General features: G+C 67.7%; 16 protein-coding genes. 13 read left to right on the forward strand and 3 right to left on the reverse strand.

Annotation, left to right across the window (positions count from 1 at the left end):
• Positions 1-567, reverse strand: a 567-nt coding sequence (locus B3547_RS21220) for a fumarate hydratase (RefSeq protein ID WP_292966811.1), incomplete at its 3' end; no start/stop codon positions are given.
• A 267-nt stretch (positions 568-834) separates the two neighbouring features.
• Between B3547_RS21220 and B3547_RS21225 the strand changes: the two genes are divergently transcribed.
• The 6 genes from B3547_RS21225 to B3547_RS21250 all read left to right on the forward strand — a co-directional run bounded on the left by B3547_RS21225 (position 835) and on the right by B3547_RS21250 (position 6,575).
• Positions 835-1,443 carry a protein-L-isoaspartate O-methyltransferase family protein gene (locus B3547_RS21225; RefSeq protein ID WP_124811384.1) on the forward strand — a complete coding sequence of 203 codons (609 nt, stop codon included), beginning with the start codon at positions 835-837 and terminating at the stop codon, positions 1,441-1,443.
• A gap of 5 nt (positions 1,444-1,448) precedes the next feature.
• Positions 1,449-2,951 carry a TolC family outer membrane protein gene (locus B3547_RS21230; RefSeq protein ID WP_223806885.1) on the forward strand — a complete coding sequence of 501 codons (1,503 nt, stop codon included), beginning with the start codon at positions 1,449-1,451 and terminating at the stop codon, positions 2,949-2,951.
• Between the two features lie 43 nt (positions 2,952-2,994).
• Positions 2,995-3,477 carry a DUF2497 domain-containing protein gene (locus B3547_RS21235; RefSeq protein WP_124811383.1) on the forward strand — a complete coding sequence of 161 codons (483 nt, stop codon included), beginning with the start codon at positions 2,995-2,997 and terminating at the stop codon, positions 3,475-3,477.
• A 99-nt stretch (positions 3,478-3,576) separates the two neighbouring features.
• Positions 3,577-5,769, forward strand: coding sequence for an alpha/beta hydrolase family protein (locus B3547_RS21240; protein WP_292966815.1), 2,193 nt, complete (start codon positions 3,577-3,579; stop codon positions 5,767-5,769).
• Between the two features lie 3 nt (positions 5,770-5,772).
• Positions 5,773-6,204, forward strand: coding sequence for an acyl-CoA thioesterase (locus tag B3547_RS21245; RefSeq protein ID WP_292966817.1), 432 nt, complete (start codon positions 5,773-5,775; stop codon positions 6,202-6,204).
• On the forward strand, positions 6,201-6,575 hold the full coding sequence (locus tag B3547_RS21250; RefSeq protein ID WP_124811380.1) for a (2Fe-2S) ferredoxin domain-containing protein: 375 nt from the start codon (positions 6,201-6,203) through the stop codon (positions 6,573-6,575). Before B3547_RS21245 ends, B3547_RS21250 begins: the two co-directional genes overlap by 4 nt.
• 3 nt (positions 6,576-6,578) lie before the next feature.
• On the opposite strand, the gene B3547_RS21255 is transcribed toward B3547_RS21250, so the two are convergent.
• A complete protein-coding gene (locus B3547_RS21255; protein ID WP_292966819.1) occupies positions 6,579-6,878 on the reverse strand; it encodes a hypothetical protein in 300 nt (99 codons plus the stop codon).
• A gap of 186 nt (positions 6,879-7,064) precedes the next feature.
• Here B3547_RS21255 and B3547_RS21260 point away from each other — a divergent pair, with 186 nt between their 5' ends.
• The 6 genes from B3547_RS21260 to B3547_RS21285 all read left to right on the forward strand — a co-directional run bounded on the left by B3547_RS21260 (position 7,065) and on the right by B3547_RS21285 (position 10,276).
• Complete coding sequence (locus B3547_RS21260) at positions 7,065-7,499, forward strand: CBS domain-containing protein (protein WP_124811378.1); 435 nt, start codon at positions 7,065-7,067, stop codon at positions 7,497-7,499.
• A 72-nt stretch (positions 7,500-7,571) separates the two neighbouring features.
• Positions 7,572-7,904, forward strand: a complete 333-nt coding sequence (erpA, locus tag B3547_RS21265) for an iron-sulfur cluster insertion protein ErpA (RefSeq protein ID WP_124811387.1) — start codon at positions 7,572-7,574, stop codon at positions 7,902-7,904.
• Entirely contained in the window at positions 7,901-8,683 is a 783-nt protein-coding gene (gene xth, locus B3547_RS21270; RefSeq protein ID WP_124811377.1) for an exodeoxyribonuclease III, read from the forward strand. Before erpA ends, xth begins: the two co-directional genes overlap by 4 nt.
• 225 nt (positions 8,684-8,908) lie before the next feature.
• Positions 8,909-9,076 (forward strand): hypothetical protein, encoded by a 168-nt coding sequence (locus tag B3547_RS21275; protein ID WP_292966823.1) that lies wholly within the window; start codon positions 8,909-8,911, stop codon positions 9,074-9,076.
• A gap of 2 nt (positions 9,077-9,078) precedes the next feature.
• The gene (gene msrA / locus B3547_RS21280; protein ID WP_292966826.1) at positions 9,079-9,753 is read left to right on the forward strand and encodes a peptide-methionine (S)-S-oxide reductase MsrA; all 675 of its coding nucleotides are present in this window, start codon (positions 9,079-9,081) and stop codon (positions 9,751-9,753) included.
• 64 nt (positions 9,754-9,817) lie between these two features.
• The gene (locus tag B3547_RS21285; protein WP_292966828.1) at positions 9,818-10,276 is read left to right on the forward strand and encodes a Fur family transcriptional regulator; all 459 of its coding nucleotides are present in this window, start codon (positions 9,818-9,820) and stop codon (positions 10,274-10,276) included.
• Here B3547_RS21285 and B3547_RS21290 read toward each other — a convergent pair.
• Positions 10,273-10,821 carry a GNAT family N-acetyltransferase gene (locus B3547_RS21290; protein WP_292966831.1) on the reverse strand — a complete coding sequence of 183 codons (549 nt, stop codon included), beginning with the start codon at positions 10,819-10,821 and terminating at the stop codon, positions 10,273-10,275. The two genes, B3547_RS21285 and B3547_RS21290, sit on opposite strands and share 4 nt — an antisense overlap.
• A gap of 86 nt (positions 10,822-10,907) precedes the next feature.
• On the opposite strand from B3547_RS21290, the gene B3547_RS21295 reads away from it, so the two are divergent.
• Positions 10,908-11,190 (forward strand): 1-deoxy-D-xylulose-5-phosphate synthase N-terminal domain-containing protein (locus tag B3547_RS21295; RefSeq protein WP_292961975.1); only part of this gene is annotated, 283 nt, incomplete at its 3' end.

Here is an 11,190-nt window from a genome sequence, read left to right on the forward strand (position 1 = left end):
CGGCGGGCACCAGCCCGCGCCCATCTGGGGCAGCATCTCCACCACCCAGTCCACGATCGAATCGCTGGGGTTCATCATCTTGAACTTGGACTTGTTTTCCGACCCGCCGCCCTTGGCCGCGACGTCGACCGAAACCTTGCCGCCCTTCACCATATCGACATGGAGCACGCAGGGCGTGTTGTCCTTGGTGTTGCGGCGGGTGAAGGCCGGGTCCGCCAGCACCGAGGCGCGCAGCTTGTTGTCCGGGTTCAGGTAGGCGCGGCGCACGCCTTCATCGACCACGTCCTGCAGCGAACGGTCGGATTCGAGGCGGCAATCCTGCCCCCACTGGATGAAGACATTGACGATGCCGGTGTCCTGGCAGATCGGCCGGTGGCCTTCGGCGCACATGCGGCTGTTGGTCAGAATCTGGGCGATGGCGTCCTTCGCCGCCGGGCCTTGTTCCGCCTTGTAGGCTTCGCCCAGCGCACGGATGTAGTCCATCGGATGGAAGTAGCTGATGTATTGCAGCGCGTCGGCGACGCTTTCGATCAGGTCTTCTTCCCGGATTGTCACCATTTCCGCCATTGTCGCTGACTCCTTCGTCGCTGGCTGGCCGCTACCGGCCGATCGCTGCCCGATCGGCGCCGGCCGGACCGATTGGCCGGTTGAATCGATGGGCGCCCCTTACGCGCCGACGGGCGACGTGCAAAGCGCTTGGCGTGGGGAAAGCGATATTCTACAGGCGGTGCCCGGAAGCCCGGACTGGAATGCCCCGACACCGGCGTTGCACTGGTGTATTGATGGTGTAATACAGTGGCGGGTCGCTTTTGCAGGCCAGTTACGAGGGATAGCATGACAGTGGTGGAAGATCGGCCGATGGGCGCCGAGACCGGTGCGGACCTTGCCCCGGCGCGGCGCGCGATGATCGACAGCCAGCTCCGGGTGAGCGGCGTCAACGATCCGGCGATTCTCGCCGCTTTCGCCGCGATCCCGCGGGAGGATTTCGTGCCGGCGGAACGGCGCGCGGTGGCCTATGCCGATCGCGCGGTGCCACTGGGCGATGGCACGGTGCTGGCCCCCGCGCTGACGCATGGGCAGATGCTGACCGCCGCCGAACCGGTGCCTGCCGACACGGTGCTGGTGATCGGCAAGCCCGGCGCCTATCTCGCCGCCGTGGTGGGCAGGCTGGTGGGCAGCGTTACGCTGGCCGCGCCCGGTGCCACCGTGGAGGGCGGTCCCTATTCGCTGATCCTGATCGATGGCGCGATCGAAGTGGCGCCCGCGGCGCTCGTGGCGGCGCTCGCCGACGATGGCCGTGTCGTTACCGGCCTGATCGAACGCGGCGTGGCGCGGCTGGCCATCGGCCGCAAGGTGGCGGGCGAAATCGCGTTCGCCAGCCTGGGCGAAGCGGATTTCGCGGCGCTGGCCGACTATGCCGCGCCGAAGAAGTGGAGCTTCTGAACGTCATGACGAAAATGGGGAGGGACAGGGCCGGACGAGGAAGCGCTTGGCTGCGCGCGACCCTGCTGGGGTCGGCGTTCGGGTCGGCGCTGGCGCTTCCGGCCGCCCCTGCCCTGGCGGACGACCTGCGCGAGGCGCTGGTCGGGGCCTATAACACCAACCCCACGCTGCAGGCCGCGCGCGCCAACCAGCGCGCCACCGACGCGGGTGTCGCCGCGGCCAAGGCTCCGGGCCTGCCCAGCCTGGCCGGTACCGCGACCTATACCGAATTCGTCAAGAACAGCCCGGTCTCGTTCACCGCGCCGGCGCGCGTGCTGGTGGGCGAAGTCAACGCCGGTCTGCCGGTCTATTCGGGCGGGTCCGTGCGCAATTCGGTCCATGCCGCCGAAACCCGCGTGCTGGCCGGCCAGGCCAGCCTGCGCGGCACCGAATCGGGCGTCTTCAGCCAGACCGTGGCCGCCTATATGGACGTGATCCGCGATCAGGCGATCGTCGGCCTCAACCGCAGCAACGTGCAGGTTCTGGAAGTGAACCTGAAGGCGACGAGCGACCGCTTCGAGATCGGCGACGTGACGCGGACCGACGTGGCGCAATCGAACTCGCGCCTCGCGCTGGCGCGCGGGCAGTTGCGGCAGGCTGAGGCCAATCTCGTTACCAGCCGCGAAACCTACATCCAGGTGGTGGGCAAGGTGCCGGCCGATCTGGAAGCGCCGCCGCCGCTGCCCGGCCTGCCGGCCACGCCCGACGATGCGGTGCAGATTGCGCTGGCCAACAATCCCGATCTCCAGGCCGCGCAGGAACAGAGCAAGGCCGCCGGCTTCGACACCAAGGCGGCCGGCGCATCGCGCCTGCCCAAGCTCTCGCTGTTCGCGACGGGCGATTACTACAACTACGTCAACTCGCTGAAGTTTGCCGAAAATAACCAGGTCGTGTCGGTCCAGCCCTACACCACGGCGCAGGCCGGGGTGCGGGCCACGATCCCGCTGTTCCAGGGCGGTTTGCCCGCCGCGCAGATCCGCCAGGCGCAGGCGCGCGAAGGCGCGGCGCTGGAACAGGAGATCGGCGTCGAACGGCAGGTGATCGCCACCGTGCGCGCCGCCTATTCCTCGTGGAAGGCGGCGAACGACGTGATTACGATGAACCAGACGGCGGTGGACGCCGCGGCGCTCAGCCTCGAAGGCGTGCGCGCGGAAAACACCGTGGGCAACCGCACGATTCTCGACATCCTCAACGCCGAACAGGAACTGCTCAACGCGCAGGTCCAGCTCGTTACCGCGCGGCGCAATGCCTATGTCGCCGGCTTCAACCTGCTGTCCGCCATAGGCAAGGCGCAGGCCAAGGATCTGGGGCTGGACGGCGGCGTGCTCTACGATCCCGAAGTCAACTACGACCGGGTCCGGAACAACATATGGGACTGGGCACACGATCCCGCACCTGTCGCCCAATCCACACGCACCGTTGACACACCGGCCCAGGATGCGACAATTCCTGCTCAGACTGCTCCGTAACGGCGGGGATTCGGAGCGTCTGTTTCAGGGGTGCGAAAAGGCGATGCGGCAGGCTGGTGAACCTTCGGTCGAGGAAATACTCGAATCGATCAAGAAGGTGATCGCGCGGGATAACCGTGCCGAATCCGCGCAGGCGCGCGCGCGGCGCGAAGCGCCCGTACCGACACCCGCCGCTCTTGCCGCGCGCCCGGCCGATGTTCTGGATCTTGCCGAGGAGGACGCCGAGGTCCTGCTGGCGGGGGACGCGTGCGAAGACGAGGGCGATGCCATGACGGACGAGGACGACGCGCCGCTGCTTCCGGAAACCGCCGCGGTTTCCATGCGCGATTCGCTGGCGGCTCTGTCGATGCTGGCGCAACCAGGCGCCCAGCCGCAGATCGTCCGCTCGGGCGAGACTTCGCTGGAAGGCATGGTGCGCGACATGCTGCGCCCGATGCTGTCCGAATGGCTGGAAAAGAACCTGCCAGGCATGGTCGAACGGATGGTCGCTGCCGAAATCACGCGGATCGTCGGCAAGAAGAGCTGACCCGCCGTCCGGTTCGGAGGGACCGGAAGGGCAGGAACCCGATTCGCGTTCCTGCCGATTCGCTTTGCCTTCGATGGCGGAGCCGCTAACCCGGTTTCCATGAAAACCGTTTCGCTTCGCGCGGCGCTGCTGGCCGCCTGCCTCGTTTCGCCCCTTTTCGCCAACACGGCATCCGCTGCCGCCGGAGCCGGTCCGCCGCCAATGTCGGCGCAGGACCTCGTCACGCTGAACCGGCTGGGTTCGGCCACGGTTTCGCCCGACGGAGCATGGGCGGCCTATACCGTGACCACCACCGATCCCGTCACCTACAAGCGCACCACGGCAATCTGGCTGAGATCGCTGACCGACGCCAAGGCGCCGCCGGTGAAGCTGGCGTGGGAGGGATCGGTCAGCGATCCGGCCTTCGCGGCCGACGGCACGCTGTGGCTGCTGTCGGACCGCAAGCCCGCCGGTGCGGCCACGGACGCAGCCGCGACCACGCAAGTCTGGTCGGTGCGGCCGGCCACGCCCGACAGCGCGCGGCAGGTGACGGCGTTCAAGGCCGATGTCGCCGGGTTCAAGCTTTCCCCCGATGGCCGGCGGCTGGCCGTGTGGGGCGATATCGCGCGCAGCTGCCCCACGTTCGGCGGGTGCGCCGGCGATGGCAACATCAGCCTGCCGGGGCCGGGCACGGGGCGGCTTTACAAGGACGGCGTGGGGTTCGTCCGGCACTGGGACGCATGGGAGACACCGGGCAACTACAGCCGCGTGTTCGCATTCGCGCTGGGGGCCGACGGGCGGATCGATACCGACAGCGGCCGCGCGCTCGATGGCGATCCGGCGCAGGGCGGCCTTGTCGGCGATGCGCCGACCAAGCCGTTCGGCGATGGCGGGGAAATCGCGTGGAGCGCCGATGGACGCGCGGTGATCTATGCCGCGCGGCAGGCCGACCGGAACGAGCCGCATTCGACCAACATCGACCTGTGGTGGGCGCCGGTCGATGGTTCCGCGCCGAAGAACCTGACCGCCGCCAACGCGGCGACCGACACGATGCCGGCGGTCTCGCCCGACGGCAAATGGCTGGCCTATGCCGCGATGGCGCGGCCCGGCTATGAAAGCGACCGGCTGGTCGTTCACCTGCGCAACCTGGCCACGGGTGAGGATCGCGCGCTGACCGGGGGCTGGGACCGTTCGGTCGCGTCGCTGACCTGGACGCCCGACGGCAAGGCCCTGATCGCCACGGCCGAGGACGTGCTCGATACGCCCGCGTTCCGCATCGACGCGGCGAGCGGCAAGGTTGCGCGGCTGGCGCTGTCGCCCGACAAGGCGCGCGAAGGGCACATCAGCAACGTCCTGCCGCTCAAAGACGGGAGGGTGGTGTTCCTGCGCGATACGATCGATGCGCCGGCCGAGCTCTACGTGGCCAAGGCGGGCAAGCCGGGACTGCGCGTGACCGACGTGGCGGCCACGACCATGGCTGAACGCGCCCCGGTGGTGACCCGCCGCCTCAGCTTCACGGGCGCGAGCGGCGATACCGTGTGGGGCTGGGTGACCAAGCCCGCCGGTACCACCGGCAAGCTGCCGGCGATCCTCTATGTCCATGGCGGACCGCAGGGCTCGTTCAACGACGGCTGGTCCAACCGCTGGAACGCGCGTGTCGTGGCGAGCCAGGGCTATGCCGTGGTCGCGATCGATTTCCACGGCTCCACCGGCTACGGCCAGGCCTTCGTCGATGCCATCAACCGCGACTGGGGCGGCAAGCCGCTGGAGGACCTGCAGAAGGGCCTGGCCGCGGCGGCGGCGGCCGATCCCCAGATCGACGATGGCAACGCCTGCGCGATGGGCGCGTCCTATGGCGGGTACATGATGAACTGGGTCGAGGGCCAGTGGCCCGACAAGTTCAAGTGCATTGTCCAGCACGATGGCGTGTTCGACGCGCGTGCCATGGCCTACGAAACCGAGGAGCTGTGGTTCGACGAATGGGAACACGGCGGCCACGCCTATTATGAGGCGCCCGAGGAGTTCGAGAAGTGGAACCCGGTGAACCACGTGGCCAAGTGGAAGACGCCGATGCTGGTGGTGACGAGCGAGAAGGACTTCCGCATTCCCTATACCCAGGGCCTCGCCGCGTTCACCGCGTTGCAGATGCGCAAGGTCCCGTCCGAACTGCTGGTCTTCCCCGACGAGAACCACTGGGTGCTCAAGGCGAAGAATTCACTGCAATGGCATGAGACGGTGTTCGCCTGGCTGGATCGCTGGCTGCATCGTGGCGGCCGGGCGGGCGGCGAGACGGGCGGCGGGAAGGCAGACTGAGCCATGGCGAAACCCGATCCGGCGCTGCTCGATGCCGCGCGCTATCCGTTCGACCTAGAAATAACGACCCGCTTCGCCGATCTCGATCCCAACGACCACATCAACAATGTGGCCATAGCGGCGGTGCTGGAAGATGCGCGCGTGCGCTTCAACGAGGCGCTGGGCTTCCGCACCGTGATCCGCCCGCTGCGCGCGATGGTGGCGAGCGTTTCGATCGACTATCTGGCTCAGGGGCATTACCCGCAGCCGCTGCGCTGCCACGTGGGCGCGGTCGCGGTCGGGCGGACGAGCTGGACCGTGCAGCAATTGCTGGTGCAGGGCGATGCCGCCGTCGCCACCGCGCGGACCGTGATCGTCTGCGTCGACGGGGACAGGCCCCACCCGCTTCCCGATGCGGCGCGTGCCGCGATCGATCAATGGATGCTCCGCGCATGACCGTTTCGCCCGAAGAACTGGCCCAGGCCGAAAGCGCGCTGGAAAAGCTGGGCGGCTTCGCGCCGCGCCGGCATATCTTCCTCTGCGTCGATCCGGAAAAGGACAAGTGCTGCCCGCGCGAAGTGGGGCAGCAAAGCTGGGCCTTCCTCAAGAAGCGGCTGGGCGAACTGAAGCTGGGCGGATCGTCGGGCGTGCTGCGCAACAAGGCGGGATGCCTGCGCGTGTGCCTCGCCGGGCCGGTGGCGGTCGTCTATCCGGAAGGCGTGTGGTATCATTCCTGCACGCCGCCGGTGCTGGAGCGGATTCTTCAGGAACACCTGATCGGCGGCGTGCCGGTGGAGGATTACCGGCTCAATCCGCCGGCAGGCTGAAGCCTATCCGCCCCACCCTTCGTCGTGCTCGAACGGGTCTTCGATCGCCTCGTCGTGCCCGGTGCCGCTGGACAGGAACACCAGCCCCATCAGCGCCGCCATCAGCATCATCGTCAGGCCGATGCCCAGGGTGATCGCGATGTAGAGATGGATCGAGACGAAGCCGACCACCTCGTAGAGATAGGTCGCGACCATCGCGATCACGCACAGCGTGACCAGCCCCATCCAGCGCATCAGCCGGAAATAGCGCGCCCAGGCGAAGCGGGCGTTCGCGGGGTTGTCGAGCGGGGATATTCTGGGCATATCGCGGCTCTCCATGCGCCGCGCGGCAGGGGCTGGCAATCGCTTTCGCCGTCAACGCTCTTTACTGTCACCGCGATGGTGGCATGATCGGTCGAACGGGCAGCGAACCGCGATGGCGCAAGCCAGGGCGGGGACCGGCAAGCCCGGATCAGGAAGAGGTTGCACCTAACGGGGAAGGAAAGCGTCATGACCATTGCCAGGCTGATTGCCGGGCGCGGAGCGGAGGTGTGGCGGTGCCATGCCGAAGATACCGTGGCCGATGCGGTTGAAGTGCTCGCGAAGAAGCGCATCGGCGCGCTTCCCGTGCAGGATGGCGATGGGGACGGCGTGGCCGGCATCTTCTCCGAACGCGATGTGCTCTATTCGCTGCAGAACCACGGGGCCGATGCGTTGCGGATGAAAGTGCGCGACGTGATGACCGCGCCGGTGATCACGATCGCGCCGGACACGTCGGTCATGGAAGCGCTCGCGCTGATGACGCGGCGGCGGTTCCGCCATCTGCCGGTGGTCGAGAACGGACGGATGGTCGCCTTCGTCTCGATCGGTGATCTGGTGAAGTACCGCATCGACCGCATCGAGGCCGAAGCGGACGCCATGCGGGTCTATATCCAGCAGGCCTGAAGCGGAGCCTGAAATCCGGGAGTCTGACGGCGCCGCTTGAGTGACGGGCCGACCATGCCTATCTTGTCGGGCATGACCGAACCCGCCGTCTCGCTTGCACCCAGTGCAGCCACCCGCATCGCCGCGATCGCCGCGAAGCAGGGCAAGCCCGCCATTCTCCGGCTTTCGGTGGAAGGCGGCGGCTGTTCGGGCTTCCAGTACCGCTTCGGGCTGGACGAAGCGGCGCAGGACGACGATTCGATCGCGGAGACCGACGGCGTGCGGCTGGTGGTCGATCCCGTCAGCCTCGATCTGCTGGCGGGCAGCGTGGTCGAATATGTCGAATCGCTGGGCGGTTCGGCCTTCCGCGTGACCAATCCCAACGCGGCATCGGGCTGCGGTTGCGGCTCCTCTTTCGCGGTATGAACACGCTCAAGGTTGCCAGCTTCAACATCAACGGCATCAAGGCGCGCCTGCCGCGCCTGCTCGAATGGCTGGAGGAAACCCGCCCCGCGGTCGCCTGCCTGCAGGAGATCAAGACGCAGGATGAAGGTTTCCCCGCCGCGGAGTTCGAGAAGATCGGCTACCACGCCATCTGGCACGGCCAGAAGGGTTTCAACGGCGTGGCGATCCTGGCCGATGGCGAAAAGCCGGTGGAAGCGCATCGCGGGCTGCCCGGCGATCCGGACGACGAACATGCGCGCTATCTCGAAGCTGACGTGTTCGGGCTGCGCGTGGTGTGCATCTACCTGCCCAACGGCAATCCGCAGCCGGGGCCGAAGTTCGATTACAAGCTGCGCTGGATGGAGCGCCTCCGCGCCCGCATGGCCGAGATTGCCGCGCAGGAGATCCCCGCGCTGGTGATCGGCGATTACAATGTGATTCCCGAGGACAAGGACACGTTCTCGGTCCGCGCGATGGCCACCGACGCGCTGATGCAGCCCGAATCGCGCGATGCCTATCGCCGCCTGATCAACGATGGCTGGACCGACGCGATCGACCTGCACAACCCGCGCGGCGGGGTGTGGACGTTCTGGGATTATCAGGCCGGCGCGTGGCAGCGCGACCACGGCTTCCGCATCGATCACGCGCTGCTCTCGCCCGAACTGGCCGACCGGCTGGTGGCGGCCGGAGTCGACAAGGCCTATCGCGGGCGCGAGAAGGCGAGCGACCACGCGCCCATATGGGTCAGCCTGCGCGCCTGAAAGGCCGCTTCCGGCATCCTCCGTTCGTCGCATTTGGACCGGATCGACCATGTCGATCGTCGAATGCCTCTTGTCCTGCCGACAAGGCTCCCTACGTGGGCCGCGCCGTGTTGCTCCGCAAAATGTCGCCGGCTGTGTAACGCTTCACAGCGCGGCGGCGAAGAACCGGGCATGATCGACATACGTTCCCAGGGCGCCCTGCCGCCATTGCCAAGAGATCCCCTCATGGGCCTGTTCACGCCTGACTTCTTCCGTGCTCTCCTCGTCGGCTTCCTGATCGGTACGGCCGGCATGGCGCTTTCGATCGGCTCGGACGTGCGCGCGGAAAGCGCCAAGGCGGGCGTGGCGGTAGGCGGGGCGCAGGCCGCCGCGCCCGCGTCCGGAGCGCGGTGATAATGCGGCGGGCACCGGGCCTGGCCGTTGCGCTCGCGCTCGTGCTGGCCGCCTGCCAGCAGCCCGCGCAGGCCGAAGGCGTGGTCGCCACACCCGAAGCGGCGGTGAAGGCCAGCGAAGCGCCGGGGCGCCGCACGGCGGTATTCGCCGGCGGCTGCTTCTGGGGCATGGAGGCGGTGTTCAGCCACGTGAAGGGCGTGACCAGCGTGGTATCGGGCTTCGAAGGCGGCGGCGCGCGCGATGCGCGGTACGAAACCGTCAGTACCGGGCGCACCGGCCATGCGGAAGCGGTGCGGATCACTTACGATCCGGCGCGCATCCGCTATGACGAGCTGCTGCGGATATTCTTCGGCGTCGCCAGCGATCCCACCCAGCTCAACCGGCAGGGGCCGGACGTCGGCACGCAGTATCGCAACGCCATCGTGCCGCAGAGCCCGGAACAGGCGCGCGTGGCCGCCGCCTATGTCGCGCAGCTGCGGCGGACGAACCTGTGGCGCGCGCCGATCGTCACCGCGATCGAGCCCAACCGCGGGTTTTACGCGGCGGAGGCCTATCACCAGGACTTCATGCTGCGGAACCCCGATCACGGCTATATCCGCCGCTGGGACGTGCCCAAGGTCGATGCGCTGAAGCGCACGTTCCCGCAGTTCTGGAAAGCATCGTTCACGGTGAACTGACGGTAGCGGGCGCGGCGGCTCCGGAGCGATTGCACCGGGCGTGCGGCGCTCCTATCTAGGGCACATGCCGGGGCATCATCATCACGAACATGTCGGAGACACGCTGGTCGGCGCCGCGCGTGACGTTCTCGTCGCCTCGGGCGAACAATGGACCGACATGCGCGCCGACGTGTTCGAAGCGCTGGTCGAACGGGAAAAGCCCGCCTCGGCCTATGACATCGCCGAAACCGTGGGCGCGCGGCGGGGCAAGCGTGTGGCCGCCAACAGCGTCTATCGCATCCTCGACCTGTTCGTGCGCACCAACCTGGCCCGGCGGGTGGAAAGCGCCAACGCCTATGTCGCGAACAGCCATCCCGGTTGCCGGCACGATTGCATCTTCCTGATCTGCGATTCGTGCGGGCATACGATCCATATCGATGACGATCGCCTGACCGGCGCCTTGCGCCAGGCGGCGCAGGATGCGGGCTTCGCCGATGTGCGGCCGGTGGTGGAAATCCGCGGCCGCTGCGGGGATTGCGGTTAAAGCACTTTCCCCATGCGCTTGAGCGGCACGGGGGCGCCGCCGCGATCGTCCACGATCTCCTCGATCACATCGTACCCGGCCACCCGGTAAAGCGGTTCGCCGGCCAGCGTCGCCATCAGTTCGCAACGCGCGAAGCCTTCGGCGCGGGCCGCCGCCTCGCAATGGGCCAGCAGCGCCCGGCCGATGCCGCGCCGCGCGAACGCCGGATGCGTGTACATCGCGCGGACCCGGGCGGCCTCGGTGGCCGGATCGAGCAGGCGCGGTTCGCGCAAGCCCGCGCTGTGATCGCCGCCGTAGAGCGTCGCGCGCCGGCTCCACCCGCCACAGCCGGCCAGCGCGCCATCGGCTTCGGCGATGAAATAGGTGCCATCCGCCACCAGCTGCCGGTCCAGGCCCATCACCGCCCGGCTGGCCGCGATCTGGGCGGGGGCAAGAAACGCGGATTGCAGCGTGCCGATCGCCAGGTCCATCACGCTTTGCAGCGCGGCAAGATCGGCCAGGCGCGCGGGCCTGATGATGGCGCCCGAGGCGGGTTTCGCGGTCATGGACGGGTCATTTATCGCATTTTTCCATCGGGCGTTGCCGGCTTCTCACAATCGACAGGCCGGGGGCAAGGGTGTAAGGCGCAGGGATGTCGTTAGAACGAGATCGTCCCTTGCTGGAGGGAGTAGAGGCGCCATCGGATTTTCGGGGCTGGCCGTTGCCGCGTTTGCGGGCATTGGCGGACGAGGTCCGGGCGGAGATGATCGGGGCGGTGGGGCAGACGGGCGGTCACCTTGGGTCTGGCCTTGGCGTGGTGGAGCTGACGGTTGCGCTGCACTATGTGTTCGACACGCCGCGCGACCGGCTGGTGTGGGACGTGGGGCATCAGGCCTATCCGCACAAGATCCTGACCGGCCGGCGCGAGCGGATGC

This window comes from Novosphingobium sp. UBA1939 (assembly GCF_002336885.1).
In the GTDB taxonomy this organism is placed as follows: Bacteria; Pseudomonadota; Alphaproteobacteria; order Sphingomonadales; family Sphingomonadaceae; genus Novosphingobium.